General features: G+C 72.7%; 20 protein-coding genes. 6 read left to right on the top strand and 14 right to left on the bottom strand.

Translation table 11 applies throughout. From position 1 onward, the window contains the following. Positions 1-229: 229 nt before the first annotated feature. Together PZB77_RS21630 and PZB77_RS21625 are read left to right on the top strand one after the other, a co-directional pair. Entirely contained in the window at positions 230-1,489 is a 1,260-nt protein-coding gene (locus PZB77_RS21630) for a helix-turn-helix transcriptional regulator (protein ID WP_275494266.1), read from the top strand. A gap of 14 nt (positions 1,490-1,503) precedes the next feature. After that, positions 1,504-1,869, top strand: a complete 366-nt coding sequence (locus PZB77_RS21625; RefSeq protein ID WP_275494265.1) for a hypothetical protein — start codon at positions 1,504-1,506, stop codon at positions 1,867-1,869. An 85-nt stretch (positions 1,870-1,954) separates the two neighbouring features. Here the strand turns inward: PZB77_RS21625 and PZB77_RS21620 are convergent, their stop codons facing one another. From PZB77_RS21620 to PZB77_RS21600, 5 genes are all read right to left on the bottom strand, one after another. Continuing rightward, complete coding sequence (locus PZB77_RS21620) at positions 1,955-2,308, bottom strand: MmcQ/YjbR family DNA-binding protein (protein ID WP_275494264.1); 354 nt, start codon at positions 2,306-2,308, stop codon at positions 1,955-1,957. Further along, entirely contained in the window at positions 2,305-3,588 is a 1,284-nt protein-coding gene (locus PZB77_RS21615) for a hemolysin family protein (RefSeq protein WP_275494263.1), read from the bottom strand. Before PZB77_RS21615 ends, PZB77_RS21620 begins: the two co-directional genes overlap by 4 nt. Continuing rightward, a complete protein-coding gene (ybeY, locus tag PZB77_RS21610; protein WP_275494262.1) occupies positions 3,585-4,082 on the bottom strand; it encodes an rRNA maturation RNase YbeY in 498 nt (165 codons plus the stop codon). Before ybeY ends, PZB77_RS21615 begins: the two co-directional genes overlap by 4 nt. A gap of 12 nt (positions 4,083-4,094) precedes the next feature. Next, positions 4,095-5,111: a PhoH family protein gene (locus tag PZB77_RS21605; RefSeq protein WP_275494261.1), complete on the bottom strand. Its 1,017-nt coding sequence runs from the start codon at positions 5,109-5,111 to the stop codon at positions 4,095-4,097. 149 nt (positions 5,112-5,260) lie between these two features. Then, a complete protein-coding gene (locus PZB77_RS21600) occupies positions 5,261-6,370 on the bottom strand; it encodes a PfkB family carbohydrate kinase (protein ID WP_275496158.1) in 1,110 nt (369 codons plus the stop codon). 429 nt (positions 6,371-6,799) lie between these two features. Between PZB77_RS21600 and PZB77_RS21595 the strand changes: the two genes are divergently transcribed. Continuing rightward, positions 6,800-8,164 (top strand): MFS transporter, encoded by a 1,365-nt coding sequence (locus tag PZB77_RS21595; RefSeq protein ID WP_275494260.1) that lies wholly within the window; start codon positions 6,800-6,802, stop codon positions 8,162-8,164. Here PZB77_RS21595 and PZB77_RS21590 read toward each other — a convergent pair. The 7 genes from PZB77_RS21590 to hrcA all read right to left on the bottom strand — a co-directional run bounded on the left by PZB77_RS21590 (position 8,128) and on the right by hrcA (position 14,752). Continuing rightward, a complete protein-coding gene (locus tag PZB77_RS21590; RefSeq protein WP_275494259.1) occupies positions 8,128-9,120 on the bottom strand; it encodes an adenosine deaminase in 993 nt (330 codons plus the stop codon). The two genes, PZB77_RS21595 and PZB77_RS21590, sit on opposite strands and share 37 nt — an antisense overlap. Positions 9,121-9,182: 62 nt before the next feature. Next, positions 9,183-10,091 carry a ribonuclease Z gene (locus PZB77_RS21585; RefSeq protein ID WP_275494258.1) on the bottom strand — a complete coding sequence of 303 codons (909 nt, stop codon included), beginning with the start codon at positions 10,089-10,091 and terminating at the stop codon, positions 9,183-9,185. Between the two features lie 15 nt (positions 10,092-10,106). After that, positions 10,107-10,466: a histidine triad nucleotide-binding protein gene (locus PZB77_RS21580; protein ID WP_275494257.1), complete on the bottom strand. Its 360-nt coding sequence runs from the start codon at positions 10,464-10,466 to the stop codon at positions 10,107-10,109. A 143-nt stretch (positions 10,467-10,609) separates the two neighbouring features. Next, entirely contained in the window at positions 10,610-11,356 is a 747-nt protein-coding gene (locus PZB77_RS21575; RefSeq protein ID WP_275494256.1) for a 16S rRNA (uracil(1498)-N(3))-methyltransferase, read from the bottom strand. After that, positions 11,353-12,414 carry a nitronate monooxygenase gene (locus PZB77_RS21570; protein WP_275494255.1) on the bottom strand — a complete coding sequence of 354 codons (1,062 nt, stop codon included), beginning with the start codon at positions 12,412-12,414 and terminating at the stop codon, positions 11,353-11,355. The genes PZB77_RS21575 and PZB77_RS21570 overlap by 4 nt, the downstream gene beginning before the upstream one ends. Before the next feature lie 181 nt (positions 12,415-12,595). After that, positions 12,596-13,735 (bottom strand): molecular chaperone DnaJ, encoded by a 1,140-nt coding sequence (gene dnaJ, locus PZB77_RS21565; protein ID WP_275494254.1) that lies wholly within the window; start codon positions 13,733-13,735, stop codon positions 12,596-12,598. After that, positions 13,736-14,752: a heat-inducible transcriptional repressor HrcA gene (gene hrcA, locus PZB77_RS21560; RefSeq protein ID WP_275494253.1), complete on the bottom strand. Its 1,017-nt coding sequence runs from the start codon at positions 14,750-14,752 to the stop codon at positions 13,736-13,738. It lies immediately after the preceding gene. Positions 14,753-14,917: 165 nt separating this feature from the next. On the opposite strand from hrcA, the gene PZB77_RS21555 reads away from it, so the two are divergent. The 3 genes from PZB77_RS21555 to PZB77_RS21545 all read left to right on the top strand — a co-directional run bounded on the left by PZB77_RS21555 (position 14,918) and on the right by PZB77_RS21545 (position 19,556). Next, complete coding sequence (locus PZB77_RS21555) at positions 14,918-15,655, top strand: MBL fold metallo-hydrolase (RefSeq protein ID WP_275494252.1); 738 nt, start codon at positions 14,918-14,920, stop codon at positions 15,653-15,655. A 58-nt stretch (positions 15,656-15,713) separates the two neighbouring features. Beyond that, a complete protein-coding gene (locus PZB77_RS21550) occupies positions 15,714-16,532 on the top strand; it encodes a DUF3097 domain-containing protein (protein WP_275494251.1) in 819 nt (272 codons plus the stop codon). 150 nt (positions 16,533-16,682) lie between these two features. After that, positions 16,683-19,556, top strand: a complete 2,874-nt coding sequence (locus PZB77_RS21545) for a hypothetical protein (RefSeq protein WP_275494250.1) — start codon at positions 16,683-16,685, stop codon at positions 19,554-19,556. Positions 19,557-19,568: 12 nt separating this feature from the next. Here PZB77_RS21545 and hemW read toward each other — a convergent pair whose 3' ends face one another. Beyond that, a complete protein-coding gene (hemW, locus tag PZB77_RS21540) occupies positions 19,569-20,801 on the bottom strand; it encodes a radical SAM family heme chaperone HemW (protein WP_275494249.1) in 1,233 nt (410 codons plus the stop codon). Positions 20,802-20,889: 88 nt separating this feature from the next. Beyond that, on the bottom strand, positions 20,890-23,022 hold the full coding sequence (locus tag PZB77_RS21535) for a SpoIIE family protein phosphatase (RefSeq protein ID WP_275494248.1): 2,133 nt from the start codon (positions 23,020-23,022) through the stop codon (positions 20,890-20,892). Positions 23,023-23,034 lie beyond the last annotated feature (12 nt).

Here is a 23,034-nt window from a genome sequence, read left to right as displayed (position 1 = left end):
TCGCTGCGCCATCTCCACGCTCCGGTGCTGTGCCGGCGTGTCCGGCACGCGTGCCTCGGCTTCGTCTTTCGTCGTCATGACCGAACTCCTTTGTGAATCCCGTTGCTCGTCCGGGGCAACTTCCATGGAAGCGGCATGAGTCGGAGGTCTCCACGGCGTTCATGCGGCAGTCTTGAGGCACGTCCGTGCACGGGTACCGCAGGGGCTGAGCCGCAGGAAAGGGGGTGGCATGGGACTCGCGGAGCGGCGCAGATCCCTGGGCTACAGTCAGGAGAAGCTGGCCGAGTTACTCGGCGTCGACCGCACCACTGTCGGACGTTGGGAAAGCGGCAAAGTCACTCCTCAACCGCTGCAGCGAAGGGCGTTGGCCACCGTCCTCGAAGCGGGCTTCCAAGAGTTGGACGTCCTCCTCGCACCACCCTCGCGAGCCACAGTCGAGGAAACCGCTGGACGCAGTCACTCCATCGCACCTCCGAGCGCGGGAGACCCCGACGAAATGATTCGCCGCGAATTTCTCCGCATTCTGACTGTCAGCGGAGCTCTGACCGCCCTGCCGGCCTTGGAGGCCGAGGCCCTCACCGAGGGCGTTCTCCGAGGGGCACCCGCCGACTTCGCCCGCATGAACAGCCACCTCTGGCAGGTCTACCGACTGGCCCGCTCCAAGGGCTCCGTGTATCCCGTCATCCGTGACCAACTGACGACGTTGAACGAGGCGCTGGCGAACCACCGCGGAAGCCCGCAGCCTCTGCTGCACGCGGCCTCCGAACTCTTCCAATTGGCCGGCGAGGTGGCGTTCGACGGGAACCGGTACTCCGACGCCGTGGGGTCGTACTCGCTCGCGGCATCGATCAGCAGGGATGCCGGGGCGTACGACCTGTGGGCGTGCGCACTCGTCCGTCACGCCTACGTGGACATGGCCGAGCAGCGCTTTCACCAGGCGGCTCAGATGCTCGCAGCGGCCGAACGACTGGCCGGCCGAGGAGACAGCGCCCTCGCCACTCGTCATTGGGTCGCCTCCGTCCAGGCCGAGGCATACGCGGGTCTCGGCGACCTCATGGCGTGCGAGCGCGCGATGGATCTGGCTGAGGACGTTCGCGATCTCGACGTGCCCGGCGACCACGGTGGATGGCTCCGGTTCGACGGTGCGCGACTGGCCGAGGAACGCGGATCGCGGTACGTACGGCTCGGCCGTCTCGACTTGGCGGAGCACGTCTTGAGAGACGCTCTGGAGCAGTCAGCACTGGCCTCCGGGCAGTCGTACCGGCGACGCGGAGCGGTCCTCGCCGACTTGGCCGCCATCGGCGCCAAGCGGCGCGATGTCGAGCAGGTGGTGGCGTACGGCGGGGAAGCCATCTCACTGGCCCGAGCCTCCGCCTCCGGGTACGTCGCCCGTAGACTCCGGGCCCTGTACGACGAGTTCGGCCCTCTGAGCCGTGATCCCCGCGTAGCGGAGCTGGGGGCCGGGATCGGCGCTCTGAGCACGCCGTGACGAAAGGAATAGGCATGTCGCAGACCGAGGGCGCACGATTGTTCCGGGAAGCCTGGATCGCGGGAGTCCGGCGGCACTTCCCCGGCGAGCCGAAGGCCGGTTACGTCACGCCGTGGGACGAGACCCCGCAATGGGAGCGCGAGGCCGCGAGCTCCGTCCACGAGCAGGTCCGTCACTTCGTGGAGATCAGCGGCGGCTCGACGGCACGGCTCTCCCGCGAGCAGAAGAGCCGCTTCGTCGCGTTGTGCTGGACGGCTCAGATGTTCCACCACTTCGAGGAGCCCAAGCCCGGCTACGTGGCCGACTGGCCGGACCTCCCGGCCTGGCAGCGGGAGACCGACGCCGATGTCTTCGAGGCCATCGAGAAGTCGCTGGGCTGAGGTCCGCCCGGCAGGAAGACGCGGCGCCCCCGGTACGACACCGGGGGCGCAGGGGGCCGTCCCGGGCTCAGGGCCCGGGACCCGCTCACGAACGGTCGAGCCGGAGCCGGTCGTCCTTGGGCAGGCCCGCCACCACCAGGTCGTACGAGTCCTCGATCAGCTCGCGGACCATCTTGGCGGGCAGTTCGCCGACGGTGACGGTGTTCCAGTGTCGCTTGTTCATGTGCCAGCCCGGCACGATCGCGGCGTGCTCCTCGCGCAGCCGCACCGCCTCGTCCGGGTCGCACTTGAGGTTCACGGTGAGCGGGCGGGCGTCCAGGGCGCTGAGCGCGAACACCTTGCCCAGCACTTTGAAGACCGAGGTCTCCGGCGAGAAGGGGAACTCCTCCACGCTCTCGTTGAAGTCCAGGCAGAAGGCCCGTAACTGTGCGCCGTTCACTCCGACTCCTTCTCCTCCGGCTCCACGAGCACGGTGACGATCTTGTTGCGGCGACCGGCCGGGGACTCGGCGGTCAGGCGTAGTTCGCGGCCGTCCGGGAGGCCGACCACGGCGGTGGCGCCGGCGATGGGGACCCGGCCGAGCGCCTTGGCGAGGAGGCCACCCACGGTTTCGACGTCCTCGTCGTCGTATTCGTCGAAACCGAAGAGCTCCCCGAGATCGCCGATGTCCAAACGTGCGGTGACCCGGTAGCAGCCGTTCTCCAGCTCCTGGACGGGCGGCAGTTCACGGTCGTACTCGTCGGTGATCTCACCGACGATCTCCTCCAGGATGTCCTCGATCGTGACGATGCCGGCCGTGCCGCCGTACTCGTCGATGACGACGGCGACGTGGTTGCGGTCCTGCTGCATCTCGCGCAGCAGGTCGCCGGCGTTCTTCGTGTCGGGGACGAACACGGCGGGCCGCATCGCGGTGGAGACGAGGTCGGCCTCGGAGTCGCGGTTGATGTGGGTCTTGCGGACCAGGTCCTTGAGGTAGACGATCCCGACGATGTCGTCCTCGTTCTCGCCGGTGACCGGTATCCGGGAGAAACCGGAGCGCAGGGCGAGGGTGAGCGCCTGGCGGATCGTCTTGTACCGCTCGATGGCCACCAGGTCGGTGCGGGGCACCATCACCTCGCGGACGAGGGTGTCGCCGAGCTCGAAGACGGAGTGCACCATGCGGCGTTCGTCGTCCTCGATCAGCGATTCCGCCTCCGCGAGGTCGACCATCGCGCGCAGCTCCGCCTCGCTGGCGAACGGGCCCTTGCGGAACCCCTTGCCGGGGGTGAGGGCGTTGCCGATGAGGATCAGCAGTTGCGGGATCGGGCCCATGATCCTGGCCAGCGGCAGCAGCACGTACGCGGCGGCGGTGGCGGTGTTCAGGGGGTGCTGGCGGCCGATGGTGCGCGGGGAGACGCCGATGGCGACGTAGCTGACGAGGACCATGACGCCCATCGCGACGGCCAGCGCCTCCCAGGTCTCGTCGAGCTCCTGGAGGCAGGCGTACGTGACGAGGACGCCGGCCGCCATCTCGCAGGCGACCCGCACCAGCAGGGCGACGTTGAGGTAGCGGGTCGGGTCGGAGGCGACCTGCGCGAGCTTCGCGCTGCCGCGCCGTCCGGCCCGGACCGCCTCGGCGGCCCGGAAGCTGGACATGCGCGCGATGGCGGTCTCGGCACAGGCGGCGAGCCACCCGACGATCACCAGCAGGACGGCCCCGGCGACGAGCGGAAGGCTCACGAGACCGTGGGAGCCGGAGAGGGACCGGTCAGCCCGTGCTCGCCCCGCCAGCCGTCGACGATGGCGGCCTGGAGGCCGAACATCTCGGCTTTCTCCTCCGGCTCCTCGTGGTCGTACCCGAGGAGGTGCAGCACCCCGTGGACGGTGAGCAGTTGTAGCTCCTCGTCCATGGAGTGCCGCGTGTCGGCCTCTTCGCCCTGCCGCTTCGCGACCTCCGGGCAGAGCACGATGTCACCGAGGAGTCCCTGCGGGGGTTCCTCCTCGTCCTTCGACGGCGGACGGAGTTCGTCCATCGGGAAGGACATGACATCGGTCGGGCCCGGCAGGTCCATCCACTGGATGTGCAGTTGCTCCATGGCGTCGGTGTCCACGACGATCACCGAGAGTTCGGACAGCGGGTGGATCCGCATCCGGGCGAGGGCGTAGCGGGCGATGTCGAGGATCGCCTGCTCGTCGACCTCGGTTCCGGACTCGTTGTTGACGTCGATCGACATGGTGCGCTGAAACTACTTCCCGTTGGTACCGGCTCGGTCGTCGTACTTCTCGTACGCGTCGACGATACGGCCGACGAGCTTGTGCCGGACGACATCCTGGGACGTGAGCCGGGAGAAGTGCACGTCCTCGACCCCGTCCAGGATCTCCTGGACCTGTCGCAGACCGCTCTTGGTGCCGTTCGGCAGGTCGACCTGGGTGACGTCACCGGTGATGACGATCTTCGAGTCGAAGCCGAGGCGGGTCAGGAACATCTTCATCTGCTCGGCGCTGGTGTTCTGGGCCTCGTCCAAAATGATGAAAGCATCGTTCAAGGTGCGGCCCCGCATGTAGGCCAGCGGCGCCACCTCGATCGTGCCCGCCGCCATCAGGCGCGGGATCGAGTCGGGGTCGAGCATGTCGTGCAGCGCGTCGTAGAGCGGGCGCAGGTACGGGTCGATCTTGTCGAAGAGCGTGCCGGGCAGGAAGCCGAGCCGCTCCCCCGCCTCGACGGCGGGCCGGGTCAGGATGATCCGGCTGACCTGCTTCGACTGGAGGGCCTGGACCGCCTTCGCCATGGCGAGGTAGGTCTTGCCGGTGCCCGCGGGGCCGATGCCGAAGACGATCGTGTGCTTGTCGATGGCGTCGACGTACCGCTTCTGGTTGAGCGTCTTGGGGCGGATCGTGCGCCCGCGGTTGGAGAGGATGTTCTGGGTGAGCACCTCGGCGGGGGTCTCACCCTGGGGGTCGCCCTCACCGTTGCCGCTCGCCCTGAGCATGGCGATCGAGCGTTCCACTGCGTCCTCCGTCATCGGCTGCCCGGTGCGGAGCACCAGCACCATCTCGTCGAACAAGCGCTGGATGAGGGCGACGTCGGCGGGGTCGCCCGTAGCGCTTATCTCGTTGCCCCGTACATGGATATCGGCTGCCGGGAACGCCGTTTCGATCACGCGCAGCAGGGAGTCGCCCGACCCCAGGAGCATCACCATGGGGTGAGCGGCCGGAATCCTGATGCGGGCACGCGCCTGTGGCCGTGTGGGTGACTGAGTCATGGGCCGGCCCTCGGGCCTGCGCATACCTCCCGTTGAGGGGTTGTCGCCGATCGACAACCTCTGCCTCAAGCCTACGACTCCGCGCCGACAACGCCGAGAGGTTTTGCGCTCCCTTCCCGGGCACCGGCCGGGAACGCGCGGGACCGTCCTCAGGGCGCCCGGAAGCCGATGGTGGGAACGGCCCGGCGCAGCGGCCAGGGGCGGTGGGCCGCGGGCAGCAGGCGTTCCAGGAACGCGTACCGCTCCAGGGCGACCGGGTCCTGGGCCTCGAAGGTGCGCACCTGCTGCCACCAGGCGGCGATCTCGGCCCAGCCGGGCGCGGAGAGTGAGCCGCCGAACTCCTGGACCGAGAGTGCGGCGGTAAGACCGGCGAAGGCGAGCCGGTCGGCGAGCGGCCAGTCGGCGAGGGTGCCGGTGACGAACCCGGCGACGAACACGTCTCCCGCTCCGGTGGGGTCGAGGGCGGCCACGTCGATGGCGGGGACCTCTGCGGTGGTGCCGGTCGCCGCGTCCACCGCGTAGGCGCCGTCCGCGCCGAGGGTCACCACGGCGAGCGGGACGCGTTCGGCGAGCGCGTGGGCGGCGGCGCGGGGGGTGTCCCGGCGGGTGTAGCGCATGGCCTCCTCGGCGTTGGGGAGGAAAGCCGCGCAGTGCGCGAGGTCGGGCAGGGCGTCCAGGTCCCAGCGGCCCGTCTCGTCCCAGCCGACGTCGGCGAAGATCTGGGCGCCGTTCTTGGCGGCCGTCGCCACCCAGGGCTCGCTGCGGCCGGGGGTGAGCGAGGCGACGGCCGCACGGGCGCGCGGCGGGCAGTGCGGGAAGGCCCGCCCCTCCGCACCCGGGGCGGCGGCCGGGGGCGGGGCCTCGTGGCCGTGCGAGACCATCGTGCGCTCGCCCTCGTACGCCATGGAGACGGTGACGGGCGAGTGCCAGCCGGGGACGGTGTGCGACATGGAGAGGTCGATGCCCTCGCCCTGTTCGAGCGCGTCCCAGCAGTACTCGCCGTAGTGGTCGTCGCCGAAGGCGGCGGCGAGCGAGGTGCGCAGGCCGAGCCGGGCGAGGGCGGTGGCCATGTTGGCGACCCCGCCGGGGCTGGATCCCATGCCCCTGGCCCAGGACTCGGTGCCGCGCACGGGGGCGCTGTCCAGCCCGGTGAAGACGATGTCGAGGAAGACCGTGCCCGTCAGGAAGACGTCGCAGGCGGGGTCCTCGGGGACCCGCAGCCCCACCAACGGGTCGATGACCGGATTGTCGTTGCTCACCATGCGCTCCCCGGGGTGCCGTGCTGCCGACGTGGTGGGTGGACGTGGTCCGCGGATGCCGCGACCGGTGGTGGTCGACCGCCGGTGAGCGGCTTGCGGAATCCGGCCAGTCTGCACGATCCGCACACGTCCCCGCAGCCTCCTCGCCCTCTCGTGGCGCCGTGGCTGACCTGGGCGAACATCGCTCGCTACCCCGGACTCGCGGGAGCAAACACACATGTGCCCCAGATCACATAATCCTGCCTTTCGATCCGCTGTGCGTGCTTGATACAAATTGCCCGGCGGACACGATCGGGTACGAAGACCGGGGAATCGCCTTTCTCCCCCCATTTCTCGCTTCATCCTGGTTCTCCCCCACCCTCTCCTCCACCCCAGCACCGCCCTCCCCCCTCCTCCCTGCCGTACTCCGGCATGTCTTCAGGAACGCCCATGTCCCCGCGCCCGCACGCCGCGTGGCCCTTGGTCGCCGTGTTCACCGCCGGTTACCTCGCCGCCTATCTGCTCCCCACCGTCGTCGGGCGTCTCAGCGCCCATCTGGGCCTGACGACCGCTCAGGCGGGCCTCGTCGGCAGCGCCCTGCTGCTCAGTTCGGCCTCCGCGGGCTTCTCGCTGGCGGGCCGCGTCGAGCGGTTCGGCTCACGCGGCCCCGCCCGGCTCGGGCTGGTCCTCGCGGTCACCGGGTACGGCTGCGCCGCCCTGACCACCTCGGTGCCGCTGGTGGTGCTGGGCGCGGCGGTCGGCGGTTTCGGCTCCGGCACGGCCACCGCGGTGGCCGCCTCCGGGATCGCCGCGCGGAGCGACCCGCACCGCACCTCCTCGCTCGGGCTGCTCAGCGTCTCCGCGACCGCCGGCGCCCTCTACCTGACGATCCCGCACCTCGGCGGCGGCCACCGGCTGCCCTTCGCCGCCATCGCCCTGGTCGCCCTGCTGGTCTGGCCGGCCACCTCGCGGCTCACCCCGCCGGATCCGGTCGCCACCACCGGGACCCCCGCCACCGGCCGTCTGCCGCACCGGCGTTCGGGTCTCCTGCTGGCGGGCGGCATGCTCGTCTGGTCGATGGCGCAGAACGCGCTCTGGGGCGTCAGCAGCCGGATCGGCGTCGACCAGGTGGGGCTCTCCGAGGTCACCGTCGGCGCCGTGTTCGCCGCCGCGCTGGGCGCCGGGCTGCTCGGGGTCGTGGGCGCGGGGGCGCTGGGGGCCCGGCTCGGCCGCGCGGTCCCGATCGGCCTCGGCACGGTCGTCATCGCGGGGAGCATCGTGCTCAGTGCCTCGGCGCGCGGCCTCGGTTCGTTCGCGACCGGTGAGGTGCTCTGGAACACCGTCTACCCGGTGGTCCTCTCCTACCTGATCGGGCTGGCCGCCTCGCTCGACGTGCGGGGCCGCTGGGCGGTCCTCGCCGGTTCCGCCTCGTCGGTCGGGGTGGCCTGCGGGCCAGTGCTGGGGAGCGTGCTCTCCGAGGGGGCCGGGTTCCCCGCGATGGGCCTGGTCCTCGGGGCGGTGACCCTGCTGGTGGCGGCTCCGATGACGGCGGTGGCGCTGCAGGCCGGCGGGCGGCCGCTGGTGCCGGGTTCGGTGCGGCGCCGCGGTGGGGCGCCGGCCGCGCTGCTGGCCGCCACGACGGGCGGCGGCCTGCCGGGGGCCGTACCGAAGCTGGGAGCGCCGGAACAGGCCGTCACGGAGATCGCGGTGCCCGCCCTGCGCCGCAGGCGGCTGGGGCGGAGCGCGTTCCGGACGGCCGGTCCGGCGGGCGGGCCGGGTCAGTCGAACGCGTACGCCTCGACCTCGGACAGGTAGCGGGCCCTGCGCTCCTCGTCGTGGTCGAGGAAGGCCGCCTCGAAGGAGTTGCGGGCCAGGGTGCGCAGCTGTTCGTGGTCGAGGGCGAGCGCCTCGTGGACAGCGTGGAAGGTGTCTCCGACGTAACCGCCGAAGTAGGCCGGGTCGTCGGAGTTCACCGTGCAGTGGAGCCCGGCCGCCAGCATGGCGGGCAGCGGGTGCTCCTCCAGGGTGTCGATGGCGCGCAGCCGGACGTTGGAGAGCGGGCAGAGGGTGAGCGGGATCCGGTCGGCGACGAGCCGGGCGACCAGTTCGGGGTCCTCCATGCAGCGCAGCCCGTGGTCGATCCGTTCGACGCCGAGGATGTCCAGGGCCTCGCGGATGTACTCCGGCGGGCCCTCCTCGCCGGCGTGGGCGACCTTGCGCAGGCCGAGCTCGCCGGCCTTCTCGTAGACCTCGCGGAACTTCGCCGGCGGGTGGCCGACCTCGGCGGAGTCGAGGCCGACGGCGGTGATGCGGTGCAGGTACGGCGTCGCGGCCTCCAGCGTCTCCAGGGCCGACTCGGCCGACTGGTCGCGCAGGAAACACAGGATGAGCCGGGTGGAGATGCCGTGCTTCTCCTCGCTGCGGTCGAGCGCGCGGCCGAGTCCCTCGATGACCGTGCCGATGGGTACGCCCCGGGCGGTGTGCGCCTGCGGGTCGAAGAAGATCTCCGCGTGCCGTACGCCCTGGGCGGCGGCGCGGGTGAGGTAGGCGTCGGCGAGTTCGGCGAAGTCCTCCTCGGTCCGCAGCACCGCCATCAGCGCGTAGTACAGGTCGAGGAAGCTCTGCAGGTCGTCGAAGAGGTACGCGGTGCGCAGCTCCTCGGTGGTGGCGTGGGGCAGGGTCACCCCGTTGCGCCGGGCCAGTTCGAAGGCCAGCTCGGGTTCGAGGGTGCCTTCGATGTGGAGGTGGAGCTCTGCCTTGGGGAGGTGCACGGTGTCTCGCTCACGGTGGGGGTGGTGAGGTGGTTCGGCGGTGCCGGGCCGGCACCGGTACGTCAGTGGTGCCGGGTCGGCACCGGTACGCGGGTCAGGTCCTGGGCGACGGTCAGTCCGCCCTCGAACCCGGCGGCACGGGCCTGGATCCCGAAGGGTTCCGGGTCGTCGTACCGCTGGGAGAAGTGGGTGAGTACGAGGTGGCGTACGCCCGCTTCGGCGGCCACCCGGCCCACCTGGCCGGCGGTCAGGTGGCCGTGGTCGGTGGCCAGGGCGATGTCTTCGTCGAGGAAGGTCGACTCGATGACGAGCAGGTCGCATCCCTCGGCGAGCCCGTACACACCGTCGCACAGCCGGGTGTCCATGACGAACGCGAACCGCTGGCCCGCCCGGTGCTCGGAGACGGCGTCGAGCGGGACACCGCCGAGGACGCCCTCGCGCTGGATGCGGCCGATGTCCGGCCCGGCGATGCCGTGGGCGGCGAGGAGTGCCGGGACCATGCGGCGGGAGTCTGGCTCGGTGAGGCGGTAGCCGTAGGACTCGACGGGGTGCGACAGCCGGCGGGAGTCGAGGGTGTACGCGTCGGTGGTGGCGAGCACCCCGTCGGCGGCGACCGGGACCTCGTTCAGCTCGACGGTCTCGCGGTAGGCGGTGGCGTACCGGAGCCGGTCGAAGAAGTGCTGCCCGCTCGCCGGGTAGTGGGCGGTGACGGGGTGCGGTACCCGGTCGAGGTTGATCCGCTGGATCACTCCGGCCAGCCCAAGCGAGTGGTCGCCGTGGAAGTGGGTGACGCAGATCCGGTCGATGTCGTGCGCGGCGACACCGGCCCGCAGCATCTGGCGCTGGGTGCCCTCGCCCGGGTCGAAGAGGATGCCCTCGCCGTCCCAGCGCAGCAGGTAGCCGTTGTGGTTGCGGTGGCGGGTGGGGACCTGGCTGGCGGTGCCGAGCACCACCAGCTCACGTGTGGACACGGGGCGGCGCTCCGGTCAGCCGGGGGGCCACTGGAGGCCGCGGCCGCCCAGGACGTGCGCGTGCGCGTGGAAGACGGTCTGGCCGGCTCCGGCGCCGGTGTTGAAGACGACGCGGTAGCCGTGTCCGTCGACCATCTCCTCGGTGGCGACCGCTCCGGCCTCGCGCAGCACGTCGGCGGCGATCCGCGGTTCGGCGGCGGCGAGCGAGGCGGCGTCCGGGTAGTGGACCTTGGGAATGACCAGGACGTGGGTCGGCGCCTGGGGGTTGATGTCGCGGAAGGCGACGGTGGTGTCGCTCTCGCGGACGACGGTCGCCGGGACCTCCCCGGAGACGATCTTGCAGAACAGGCAGTCGGTCTGCGGCTCTCCCGCCATGGGCCGGCCTCCTCGGTGGCTGGTGACGCTGATGACATCGGCCGGTGGCGCCGATGATCCGTTCAGCGCATCGTATCGGGGCGCCCGCCGCCCCCGGCGGGGCGGCGCGGGGAGGGCGCGCCCGGTGGTCGGCCCGTGGGCTCTCAGCCCCAGCGGCCGGTGCGCCCCAGCAGCAGCGCGGTCGCCGCCGTGCCGGCGGTGGAGGTGCGCAGCACGCTGCGGCCCAGCCGGTACGTGCCGGCTCCGGCGGCGGTGAAGAGCTCGAGTTCCTGGGGCGAGACCCCGCCCTCCGGGCCGACGACGAGCACGATCTCGCCGGACTCGGGCAGCTCGGCGGTGGCCAGCGGTTCGCCGGCGCAGGCGCGGTCCTCGTGGAGCACGCCCGCGAAGTCGGCGGCGGCGAGCAGGGCGGCGACCTGTCTGGTGGTCATGGCGTCGGCGACCTCCGGGAACCGCACCCGGCGGGACTGCTTGCCCGCCTCGCGGGCGGTGGAGCGCCATTTGGCGAGCGCCTTGAGTCCGCGGTCGCCCTTCCACTGGGTGATGCAGCGGCCGGCCTGCCAGGGCACGATCGCGTCGACGCCGGTCTCGGTCATCGTCTCGACGGCGACCTCGCCCCGGTCACCCTTGGGCAGGGCCTGGACGACGGTGATCCGGGGAGCGGGCGGCTCCTCCTCCATCACCGACTCCAGGTCCGTGACGATCAGCCGGTCCTTGCCCTCCGTGGCGCGCACGACGCCCTCGGCCCAGTGGCCGGTGCCGTCCGTCAGTACGACGTCCTCGCCCGGCTGGAGCCGTTTCACGGTGACGGCGTGCCGTCCCTCGGGGCCGTCCAGCACGAACTCGGGCCCGCTGGGCATCTGTTCGACGACGAAGACGGGTGCGGTCACTGTTCACTCCTCAGGCCGGCGGTGCGCAGTTCCTCCGCGAGCAGTTCGACGAGTTCGCCGGCGGGCAGCTCGCGTGCCATCCGGTGGCCCTGCCCCGCCCAGAGCGCCATCGCCTCGGCGTCCCCCGCCTTCGCCGCCGCCTTGCGCAGCCCCGAGGTGAGGTGGTGGACCTGGGGGTAGGCGGCCGGGGCGTACGGGTCGTGGTCGCGGACGAAGCGGTTGACGAGGCCGCGGGCGGGGCGGCCGGAGAAGGCGCGGGTGAGCGCGGTGCGCACGAAGAGCGGGTTGGTCAGCGCCTGCTTGTGCAGCGGGTGCGCGCCGGACTCGGGGCAGGCGAGGAACGCGGTGCCCAGCTGGACGGCGTCGGCTCCGGCGGTGAGGGCGGCGGCGATCTGCGCGCCGCGCATCATCCCGCCCGCCGCGACGACCGGCATCTGCACGGTCTCGCGGACCTGGGTGATCAGGGAGAGCAGTCCGATGCCGGTGTGGTCGGCCTGCGGGTCGTCCTCGTGGGTGGACTGGTGGCCGCCCGCCTCGATGCCCTGGGCGCAGACGGCGTCGGCCCCGGCCCACTGGGCGTCGCGCGCCTCTTCGGCGGTGGTGACCGTGACGATCGTGTAGGTGCCCGCGCGGGCGAAGGCGTCCAGGGTGTCGCGGGTGGGGCAGCCGAAGGTGAAGGACACCACCGGGACGGGCTCCTCCAGGAGGACCGCCACCTTGGCGTCGTAACCGTCGGAGGTGTCGGCGCCGGTGGGGTCGCCGAGCGGGGTGTCGTACGAGGCGGACTCGCCGGCCAGCCGGTGGCCGTACTCCGCCACGACGCCGGGGTCGGCGAGGGCGGGCTGCGGCATGAAGAGGTTCACGCCGAAGGCGCCGCCGGTCGCTCCGCGGACCTCCCGGACCTCCCGGCGCACCGCGTCGGCCGTCTTGTAGCCCGCGGCGAGGAACCCGAGGCCGCCGGCTTCGGCGACGGCGGTGACGAGCTGAGGGCAGGACGCGCCGCCCGCCATCGGGGCCTGCACGATCGGATACCGGCAGAGATCGGTCAGGGAGGACATCCCCGCATCGTGCCACGTCCGCTCCGCCGTGCCGAATCCGTGCCCGATCCGTGCCGATTGCCTGCCGGGTACGGCCGGACCGCCTCGCCCCGGCGCGGGAGCCGCGCCCCCGCGCACGCGCCACCGCCCGCCGGGACGGGTCCCGGCGGGCGGTGGCGTTGGGGCCCGAGCGGTGGGTGTCTCAGCGACCGTTGAAGGCGTCCTTCAGACGGGAGAAGAGTCCCTGCTGTCCGGGCTGGAACTGCCCGGTGGGCCGCTCCTCGCCGCGCAGCTTGGCCAGCTCGCGCAGCAGGCGTTCCTGCTCCGCGTCGAGCTTGGCGGGGGTCAGCACCTCGACGTGCACGATGAGGTCGCCCCGGCCGTTCCCGCGCAGGTGCGTGATGCCGCGCCCGTGCAGGGGTACGGACTGGCCGGACTGGGTGCCGGGCCTGATGTCGATCTCCTCCACGCCGTCGAGCGTCTCCAGCGGCACCTTCGTGCCGAGGGCGCCCGCCGTCATGGGGATGGTGACCGTGCAGTGCAGGTCGTCACCGCGCCGCTGGAAGGTGGAGTGCGGCAGCTCGTGGATCTCGACGTAGAGGTCACCGGCCGGACCACCACCGGGGCCGACCTCGCCCTCGCCGGCGAGCTGGATGCGCGTGCCGTTGTCGACACCCGCGGGGATCTTGACCGTGAGGGTGCGCCGCGAGCGGATGCGGCCGTCGCCGGCGCACTCGGGGCAGGGGGTCGGCACGACGGTGCCGAAGCCCTGGCACTGCGGGCAGGGCCGCGAGGTCATGACCTGGCCGAGGAAGGACCGGGTGACCTGCGAGACCTCGCCGCGACCGCGGCACATGTCGCAGGTCTGGGCCGAGGTGCCGGGGGCCGCGCCCTCGCCGCTGCACGTGGTGCAGACGACGGCGGTGTCGACCTGGATGTCCTTGGTGGTGCCGAAGGCGGCCTCGGAGAGGTCGATCTCCAGCCGGATCATGGCGTCCTGGCCGCGCCGCGTGCGCGAACGGGGCCCGCGCTGCGACGCCGTGCCGAAGAAGGCGTCCATGATGTCGGAGAAGTTGCCGAAGCCGCCGGCGCCGAAGCCGCCCGCGCCACCGCCGCCGCCCGAGGCCGACAGCGGGTCCCCGCCGAGGTCGAAGACCTGCTTCTTCTGCGGGTCCGAGAGCACCTCGTAAGCGGCGTTGATCTCCTTGAACCGCTCCTGGGTCTTCGGATCGGGGTTGACATCCGGGTGCAGCTCGCGGGCGAGCCGACGGAATGCCTTCTTGATCTCGTCCTGCGACGCGTCGCGCCGTACGCCGAGCACGGCGTAGTAGTCGGTGGCCACTTACGACTCCGCCAGGATCTGTCCGACGTAACGTGCCACTGCGCGTACCGCTCCCATCGTTCCGGGGTAGTCCATGCGGGTCGGTCCGACCACGCCGAGTTTGGCGACTGCCTCGTCGCCCGAACCGTAGCCGACCGTGACGACGGACGTGGAGGTGAGGCCCTCGTGGGCGTTCTCGTGCCCGATCCGTACGGTCATGCCCGAGTCCGTGGCCTCACCGAGCAGCTTCAGCAGGACGACCTGCTCCTCCAGCGCTTCCAGCACGGGCCGGATCACCAGGGGGAAGTCGTGCCCGAAGCGGGTGAGGTTGGAGGTGCCGCCGATCATCAGCCGCTCCTCCGTCTCCTCGACCAACGTTTCGAGGAGGGTGGTCAGGACCGTGGAAACAGTCCCGCGGTCCTCGTTCTCGAAGGATTCCGGCAGGTCCTGCACGAGCTGCGGGACATCGCTGAAGCGGCGTCCCGCGGCTCTGCTGTTGAGCCGGGCCCGCAGATCGGCGAGAGAGGTCTCGCCGAACGGCGCGGGGCAGTCGATCATACGCTGTTCGACCCGGCCGGTGTCGGTGATCAGGACCAGCATCAGCCGGGCTGGTGACAGGGCCAGCAGCTCCACGTGCCGCACCGTCGAACGGGTCAGCGAGGGGTACTGCACGATGGCGACCTGACGGGTCAGCTGCGCGAGCAGCCGTACCGTGCGTCCCACCACGTCGTCGAGGTCGACCGCCCCGTCGAGGAAGTTGTGGATCGCCCGGCGCTCCGGCGACGACAGGGGCTTGACGCCCGCCAGCCGGTCGACGAAGAGGCGGTACCCCTTGTCGGTGGGGATGCGCCCGGCGCTGGTGTGGGGCTGGGCGATGAAGCCCTCGTCCTCCAGGACCGCCATGTCGTTGCGGACGGTGGCCGGGGAGACCCCGAGCCGGTGCCGCTCGGTGAGCGCCTTGGAGCCGACGGGCTCCTCGGTGCCGACGTAGTCCTGGACGATGGCGCGCAGCACTTCAAGTCTGCGTTCGCTGAGCATGGCGCACACCTCCAGCTGTCGGTCGTGGTGGATTCCGCCTGGCACTCCGTGCGTCCGAGTGCCAGCTTTCCCCCGGTCAGTGTACGGGGGTGGGGAGGGCCTCGGGCAAGGGCGACCGGCCACGGTCCACGAGACCGCGCAGGTCGATGCGGATAGCGTCTCCTCATGGACCTCTCTTGGGAAGAGCTGGGCTGGGAGCGGTTGGGCCACGGTGTGGGCCGTCGGCGTCTTCCCGGCTGGGACGCGACCGCGGCCCTGGTCGCCGGCGCGGACCGCGCACTGGTGGTGGACACCGGTGCGAGCCTGCGCGAGGGCGTCGGGCTGCGGATGCGGGCGCAGCGCCTGCTGGGCCGGCGGGTGACGCACGTCGCACTGACCCATCCGCACTTCGACCACGTCTTCGGTACGGCGGCCTTCGCGGGAACCGAGGTGTTCGGTGCGTACGGGGTGGCGGCGCTGATGCGGCGGTCGGTGGACGAGATGCACGCCGATGCGGTCCGCGAAGGGCTGCCCGAGCACGACGCGGCGGCGGCGGTGGACGCGCTGGTGCTCCCGGGCCGTGAGGTGTGCCACCGGTGGACGCTCGACCTCGGCGGTGGGCGGGAGGTGGTGCTCGCCAATGTGGGACCCGGTCACACCGGGCACGACCTGGCGGTGCTGGTACCCGGGTCCGGGGCGTCGGGGGCGCCGGCGGTGGTGCTCTGCGGGGACCTGATCGAGGAGTCCGGCGAGCCGCAGACGGGCCCGGACTCGGTGCCGGCCCGGTGGCCGGCGGCGCTGGACCGGCTGCTGGCGCTGGGCGGCGAGGACGCGGTGTACGTGCCGGGGCACGGGGCGGTGGTGGACGCCGCGTTCGTGCGGGCGCAGCGGGAGGTGCTGGCGGAGCGCTTCGGCGTGGAGTGAGCCCGGACGGCACCGGAGTCGGGCACCCCCCGGCCGGCCGGCGAATTATCGTCGTGCCATGCGCAGCTACCAGCCGGACCTGACCCCGCCGTGGAAGAGGTCCGCCCCCGTGCCCGAGGTGCCCGCCGAACCGGATCTGGTCGTGGAGGAGGTCTCCACCGGGTTCTGCGGGGCGGTGATCCGCTGCGAGAAGTCCGCCCAGGGGCCGGTGGTGACGCTGGAGGACCGGTTCGGCAAGCACCGGGTCTTCCCCATGGAGCCGCGCGGATTCCTGCTGGAGGGGCGGGTGGTGACGCTCGTGCGCCCGTCGTCCGGTGGTCCGGTGACGCCCGCCCGTACGGCCTCCGGGTCGGTGGCCGTGCCCGGCGCGCGGGCCCGGGTGGCTCGGGCCGGGCGGATCTACGTGGAGGGCCGGCACGACGCGGAGCTGGTCGAGCGGGTGTGGGGCGACGACCTGCGGATCGAGGGGGTGGTCGTGGAGTACCTGGAGGGCATCGACGATCTCCCGGCGATTGTGCGGGAGTTCGCGCCGGGTCCGGACGCGCGGCTCGGGGTGCTGGTGGACCATCTCGTGTCCGGTTCCAAGGAGTCACGCCTCGCGGCCCGGGTGACCGATCCGCACGTGCTGGTGGTCGGACACCCCTTCATCGACGTGTGGGAGGCCGTGAAGCCGGCCTCGGTGGGGATCCCCGGCTGGCCGTCCGTACCGCGCGGGCAGGACTGGAAGACGGGGGTGTGCCGGGCGCTGGGGTGGCCGGAGAACACCGGGGCGGCCTGGCAGCGGATCCTGTCGGGGGTCCGCTCGTACCGGGACCTCGAGCCCCAGCTCCTGGGGCGGGTCGAAGAGCTGATCGACTTCGTCACGCTCGCGGAGTGAGGTCCGGGGGGTGCCCCGGGACGCGCTCCGGGGCACCGACCGTCCCCCGTTCCCACGCATCTGGTCCCGATCCGGATACATCGCTGCGGTTCGCACGCCTGACCGGTTGATTGGGGGGTTCGGAATCGGTCTGCGACGGGGGACACGGGGATGACACGAGGGGCCTGGCAGCAGAACGGCGGCAACGAGGCGGCGTCCGCCGTCTTCCATCTCGTGCAGGAGCTCATCGACCGGTACCGGATCAACCGGCCGGTGATGCCCATCGTGGTCGCCCAGGCAGAGGACCCCGGCGCCGGCCCCGGGATCGACGAGCGGGTCCGGGAGATCGCGCACCTGGTCCACCGGGCCAACGAGCCGCGCCGGGTCCCGGTGCGGCTGCTGGAGAGCCGGGGCACCTCCCCGTACGAGTCGGCGCTCGGCATGGTGCGGACGCTGGCGGAGCGCCCCTGGGAGACCCGCGAGCGCAGCCAGTACAAGCCCTTCACCTTCCCCCGGTCGCGGCTTCTGGGCGCCATCGAGCAGGCGACCGCGCAGGTGGTGGCGCGACCGGGCGGCGGTGCTCCGGCCGACCGGGGGGAGCGCATCCTGGAGGAGCTGGGCTCGCTTCGCTGGCGGCCCACCCGGTCCGGGCCGGACGACTGGACCCGCTCGCTGCGCGCGTCGGTCCGCCCCGAGACCTTCCTGGGCGCCGTCTTCATCGCGGTGCTCGGCGTGCTGCTCGGGGAGATCGGCTGGACCGCCACACTGCTGCTGACCGCCGCCGCGACCCTGGTGCTGGCGGTGGTGCGGCTGCTGACGACCTCGGCGCCCCCGCTGCTCTGGCTGCGGCGGGCCAGCCGCTGGCTCGCCACCACCTCCTCGCTCGCCGCCTCCAGCACGGCATACCCCTCGGACGGCTGGTCCTGGCTGTCGCCGAGCGGTTCGTGGCGGGTGATCCGGGCCCGCGCCGCCGCCGTCGCGCTCCGGGTCGCCGAGGCGCGGGAGGGCGACGCGGCCGCCCGCCAGTTCCACCTGGAACTGCGGGTCCAGGCGTTGCTGGAGGACCTGCGGCACAACTACCGGCCCCGCGCCTGGGACGGGCGGCGCGGCAAGCGCACGGTCCCCCCGGTCGTGCTGCTGCCGACGGCCACCCGGGAGAACGGGGGTGTGCTGCTGATCAACGCGATCAACAACGTGCGCTCGCGCCGCAGCGAGGTCGACCCGCTGCTGCTCCTGGCCTCGCTGCCGGCCGCCGAGGAGCTGACCCACACTCCCTCGCAGCCGCCGGTGGACCCGTCGGCGGACCGCCGGGTGCCGTGGTCGGGGGCGCAGGCCCGCTACCGGCGGTGGGTGGACGACCTGAGCATCGGCCAGTCCCCCGCTGGAGCGTCGGCGCTCTCGTGGGTGCTGCGGCTGCCGCTCTCCACGGCCCAGTTGACCCACGAGCACGCGGACGCGCGGCTGCACACGGTGCGGGTGCGCCGGACATGGGCCTGGTTCGTCATGTCCCGGACCTCCGTGGCGCTGATCCTCGTCGGAAGCCTGCTCGGCACCTTCCTCTGGAGCGAGCACTGGCAGGCCACCTACTGCCACGGGCCGCTGACCGACCGGAACACCGACGCCGTCTGGAGCCGGTCCGGCCCCCGGGAGTGCGTGGGTGTCGCCACGGCGCCCGAGGTGTGGTTCGCCGGGGGGAACGACCTGGAGCTGAGGGGTCTGGGCACGGGAGTCACCTTCGAGCGCGTCGAGCGGGCCGTCCGGGAAGAGAACGCCGGGATCGGCGCCGACGAGTCGTACGTCACGGTGGTCTACGCCGGTCCGCTCACCGCCGAGAAGGTGGAGGACAGCCGCAAGGGGCTGGAGGAGCTCACCGGGGTCTACCTCCACCAGCGGTCGGTCAACAGCCCGCTGACGAAGCACCCGGTCAAGCTCAAGGTCCTGCTGGCCAACGGCGGCGAGGACATGCTGCACCAGACCGTCACGGTGCGGAAGATCATCGAGGTGGCCCGGCAGGACCCGCACGTGGTGGGGGTCGTCGGCATGGGCCGCAACACCACGGAGAGCGAGGAAGCCACCGAGGCGCTGCGCAAGGCGGGTCTCGCCGTGGTGGACACCACCAACTCCAGCGGCGAACTGCCCCGGAAGTCGAACTACTTCGGGCTCGCGGCCACCGACGAGGAGCAGACGTACGCACTCGGGCTCGTCGCCCGCCGGCTCGCACCCCCCGACGGCACCGGCCGCGCCCTCGTCCTCTCCCGGACGAAGGAGAACGGGGACAAGGACCAGTACACGATCGAACAGCGCGACGCGGGCCGGAAGATGCTCGAAGCCGCGGGCTACCTCGTCGGTGAGAACGTCGGCTACCCGCTCGCCGACAACGGCGCGGCCGCCCTCGGCGAGGCGGTCGCCTCCCTGTGCGAGGCACCTCCGGTCCCGGACGCGCTGTACTTCGCGGGCCGGGCCGAGGACGTCGACCCGCTGATGGAGAAGCTGTCGCACACCACGGGGTGCTCCCGGAAGGACATCACCGTCTTCACCGGCGACGACCTGACCAAGGCCACCTTCACCGACACGGGCCGGGTCACCCTCTACTACACCGCCCTCGCTCCGACGGCCGCGGACCGCGGCGCCGCCTTCTACCCCCGCGCGAGCGCGGCCCTCGCCGCACTGCTCCCGGAGGGAACCGGACGGCCCACGTCGCGGACCGGCCCGGAGGGGTACCGGAACGCCCTCTGGGCCAGCGGCCAGATCGTCATGGCCTACAGCGCGACGGCCGCCCTCTACGACGCCGCCGCCCGGGGCGACGTCGCGCGCAGCGCCGCCGAGACCTGGGCGCTGCTGCACACGGTGGACCTCGACGACATGCCCACCGGCACCGTCTCCCTCGCCGGGTCGCCCGCCTCCCTCACCGACAACCTGCACGGGCTGGACGTCGTCAAGGTCGTGGGCCGGGGTGCGGAGGCGGTCACCTCGATCGTCTGCGGCAAGGCGGCGGGCCGCACACCGGAGAAGCTCAGGCTGACCGGGGAGAGCTGCCGGCCCTGAACCGGGTGGCGGTCAGTCGACCAGGTCGCGCACGACCGCGTCGGCGAGGAGCCGTCCGCGCAGGGTGAGGACCGCGCGGCCCTCCTCGTACGGTCCGGGTTCCAGGAGGCCCTCGCCGAGGACCCGTCGGGAGGCGGCGAGGCCGTCCGGCTTGAGCAGCGAGAGGGGGCAGCCGTCAAGGAGCCGGAGTTCCAGCAGGACGCGCTCCACGCGGCGGTCCTCGACGGAGAGGATCTCCCGGCCCGCGCCGGGCGAACGCCCTTCGGCGAGCGCCTGCGCGTACGCCCCCGGGTGCTTCACGTTCCACCAGCGCACGCCGCCGACGTGGCTGTGCGCGCCCGGCCCGGCGCCCCACCAGTCGGCGCCGCGCCAGTACAGCTCGTTGTGCAGGCAGCGGCCCTCGGGGGTGCGGGCCCAGTTCGAGACCTCGTACCAGGAGAAGCCGGCGGCGGCCATCGCCTCGTCGGCGATCAGGTAGCGGTCGGCGTGCACGTCGTCGTCGGTCATCGGGACCTCGCCGCGCCGGATGCGGCGGGCCAGCTGGGTGCCCTCCTCCACGATCAGCGCGTACGCCGACACGTGGTCGGGGCCCGCGCCGATCGCCGCGTCCAGGGAGGCCCGCCAGTCGTCGTCGGACTCCCCCGGAGTGCCGTAGATCAGGTCCAGGTTGACGTGGTCGAACCCGGCGTCCCTCGCCTCGGCGACGCAGGCCTCGGGCCGCCCGGGGGTGTGGGTGCGGTCCAGGATCTTCAGCACGTGCTGCTTGGCGCTCTGCATGCCGAAGGAGATCCGGTTGAAGCCGCCCGCGCGCAGCTCGGCCAGGTAGGCCGGTCCGACCGACTCCGGGTTCGCCTCGGTGGTGATCTCCGCGTCCGGGGCGAGCCCGAACTCGTCGCGGATCGCCGCCAGCATCCGCACGAGGTCGGCGGCGGGCAGCAGGGTGGGCGTGCCGCCGCCGACGAAGACCGTGCGCACCGGGCGCGGGTCGTCACCGAGGACCGTGCGGGCCCGGCGGACCTCCTCGATCAGGTGGGCGGCGTAGTTGTCGCGGGAGGCCAGGGCGCCGCCCGAGCCGCGCAGCTCGGTGGCGGTGTAGGTGTTGAAGTCGCAGTAGCCGCAGCGGGTCGCGCAGTACGGGACGTGCAGGTAGAAGCCGAGGGGGCGGTCGGCGGCGCCTTCCAGGGCGTGGCGGGGCAACGCCCCGTCGTCGGGCACGGGCTCACCATCGGGCAGTACGGAAGGCATACCGTCCATTGTCGCTCGCCGCCGAAGTGGCCCGGGCCACACGCGGCGGCGCCCGCCGTCCGGACCTCCCCCCGCGGGGCGGGGGGGCTCAGTCCGCGCGGAGCACCAGCAGCGCCACGTCGTCGTCGGGGGGCAGTGCGGAGAAGCCGTGCACGGCCCGGCGGATGTGCTCGGCCACCTCCCTCGCGCTCTGTCCCGCGCAGGACGCGAGCGCGTGGGCGAGACCGTCACCGTCGTCGAAGAGCACGGAGCCGGAGCGCCGCTCGGTCACCCCGTCCGTGACGCAGAGCAGGGTGTCGCCCGGCTCCAGGTCGAAGCTCTGGCTCTCGTACGCCACCTCCTCCACCACTCCGAGCAGCACCTGCGGCTCGGCCGCCGGCCGAACCGAGCCGTCGGGGCGCAGTAACAGCGGCAGCGGGTGGCCCGCGCTGGCGACCGTGCACCGCGCGCCGCCGCCGGGGAGCGGGACCACCTCGCCGTAGAGCAGCGAGAGGAAGCGGGACTGCCCGCCGTCGGAGATCTGCTGCCCGCCCGCCGCCACGACCATCAGTGCGGCGGCCTCGGCGGCCTCCATGGCGTCGTCCAGGAGCAGCCGGTTGAGCCGGTCGAGTACGTCTCCGACCGCGAAGCCCTCGCGCGACAGCAGCCGGATCCAGGGCCGGGCCAGGCCGGTCACCACGGCGGCCTCGGGGCCGCTGCCCTGGACGTCGCCGAGGACGAAGCACCAGCGGTCGTTCGGGCACGGGAAGATGTCGTAGAAGTCGCCTCCGACCACGCCGTCGTCACTGGGCTCGTAGACGAGGGCGTGGCTCATGCCGGGGATGTCGGCGACCTTGTTGGGCAGCAGCCCGCGCTGGAGGATGCGGCTGATGGTCGCCTGCCGGGTGTAGGCGCGGGCGGCCCCGACGGCGAGGCCGAGACGGCGTACGAAGTCCTCCACGACGCGGACCACGGCCTCGGGCATCCGGGCGCCGGGCTCGTTCTCGCGGCCGACGAGCACGGTGCCCAGCGTGCGGCCTCCCGCCGTGATGCGGCAGGCGAGGGCGGCCCCGTCGCGGGCTCCGGGCTCCCGGCCCGCCGGCGGCCAGGGCAGGGCCACGGGTCCGGATCCGGCGCTGCCCGGGAGCCTGAACGGTTCGTTCATCAGCACCCCGCCCAGCGGCCCGGTGACGGCGTCGTCCCCGGGCCGTACGCAGGTGAGACGAGGTGCGCCCGGGGCGCCCGCGCCTCCCTCGTCCAGCCAGATGGCGCACCAGTCGACCAGCCGGGGAACGAGCAGCCGGCCCGCCGCCGTCGCCACCCACTCCTCGTCGAGCTGGCCGGTGAGCAGGTCGGACGCCTCGGCGAGGAAGGCGAGGGCGCCCCGTTCGTCCCAGACGCTGTCGTCGCGGGTGTCCGGCTGGGCGGCCGCCACCAGGAGGTCGCTGGTGGCGGCCCGCGGGACCTCGGAGGCGTGGCCACCGGGCGCGCCGCGGGGGCCGGTGGGACCGACGGGGCCGGTGGCGCCGTGCCGGTGGTCGGCCGGGGTCTCCGCACCGGCCGGAGCGGGGCCGGCCCAGTCGTCCACGGGGAGCCGGGCCCAGACGGTCTTGTGCCCGGTGCGGTAGGTGATGCCCCAGGCGGCGGAGAGCGCGGCGACGAGGTCGAGCCCCCGGCCGTACTCGGCCAGGCCGTACGGGTCGCCCGCCGCCTGCGGCCCCGGTGCGACGGACGGCTCGGGAGCGGCGACGCCCGGAGGGGCGGTGCGGGTGGGGGCCGTGGAGGCGGTGGTCACCTTCGGCGGGGTGGCCGCGCCCGCGCCGGGGAGCGGCCGGGGGGCGGTGGCCGCCGAGGGCGGTTCGCCGGTCCGCTCGCCGGTCGCCCGGGCGGGACGGTGGTCGGTGATCTCCAGGACCAGCGCCGCCGGTTCCTCGCCGGTGGCGTGCTCCAGACGTACCAGCAGGCCGACGACGGTCCCGGCGTGCACGACGGCGTTGGTGACCAGCTCGCTGGCGACGTTCACCAGGTCGTCGGCGAGCCGGTCGCTGAACCCCACGGCGGCCGGCACTCCGAGCCCGGCCCATTCGGCGAGCACGGCCCGGACGAACCGGCGGGCGCCCGACGGGGACTGCGCCGTGCCGGGCAGGCTGGTCGTACTGACGAGCGGGGGTTCGCCGGCCCGGCCCGCGTCGGTACCACCCGCCCGGTGGATGGTGGCCCGCTGCACAGGAATTGGCCCCACGGTGCGGCTCCT

Source organism: Streptomyces sp. AM 2-1-1 (assembly GCF_029167645.1).
Classification (GTDB): domain Bacteria; phylum Actinomycetota; class Actinomycetes; order Streptomycetales; family Streptomycetaceae; genus Streptomyces.
Note: the sequence above shows the minus strand (reverse complement) of the source record. Positions and strands in the feature narration are given on the sequence as shown.

What these genes read in the sequence shown, in the direction of transcription:
- PZB77_RS21630 (WP_275494266.1), top strand. Translation starts at nt 230, where the DNA reads ATGGGACTCGCGGAGCGGCGCAGATCCCTGGGCTACAGTCAGGAGAAG.
- PZB77_RS21625 (WP_275494265.1), top strand. Translation starts at nt 1,504, where the DNA reads ATGTCGCAGACCGAGGGCGCACGATTGTTCCGGGAAGCCTGGATCGCG.
- ybeY (WP_275494262.1), bottom strand. Translation starts at nt 4,082, where the DNA reads ATGTCGATCGACGTCAACAACGAGTCCGGAACCGAGGTCGACGAGCAG.
- PZB77_RS21605 (WP_275494261.1), bottom strand. Translation starts at nt 5,111, where the DNA reads ATGACTCAGTCACCCACACGGCCACAGGCGCGTGCCCGCATCAGGATT.
- PZB77_RS21595 (WP_275494260.1), top strand. Translation starts at nt 6,800, where the DNA reads ATGTCCCCGCGCCCGCACGCCGCGTGGCCCTTGGTCGCCGTGTTCACC.
- PZB77_RS21580 (WP_275494257.1), bottom strand. Translation starts at nt 10,466, where the DNA reads ATGGCGGGAGAGCCGCAGACCGACTGCCTGTTCTGCAAGATCGTCTCC.
- PZB77_RS21570 (WP_275494255.1), bottom strand. Translation starts at nt 12,414, where the DNA reads ATGTCCTCCCTGACCGATCTCTGCCGGTATCCGATCGTGCAGGCCCCG.
- hrcA (WP_275494253.1), bottom strand. Translation starts at nt 14,752, where the DNA reads ATGCTCAGCGAACGCAGACTTGAAGTGCTGCGCGCCATCGTCCAGGAC.
- PZB77_RS21555 (WP_275494252.1), top strand. Translation starts at nt 14,918, where the DNA reads ATGGACCTCTCTTGGGAAGAGCTGGGCTGGGAGCGGTTGGGCCACGGT.
- PZB77_RS21550 (WP_275494251.1), top strand. Translation starts at nt 15,714, where the DNA reads ATGCGCAGCTACCAGCCGGACCTGACCCCGCCGTGGAAGAGGTCCGCC.
- PZB77_RS21545 (WP_275494250.1), top strand. Translation starts at nt 16,683, where the DNA reads ATGACACGAGGGGCCTGGCAGCAGAACGGCGGCAACGAGGCGGCGTCC.
- hemW (WP_275494249.1), bottom strand. Translation starts at nt 20,801, where the DNA reads ATGCCTTCCGTACTGCCCGATGGTGAGCCCGTGCCCGACGACGGGGCG.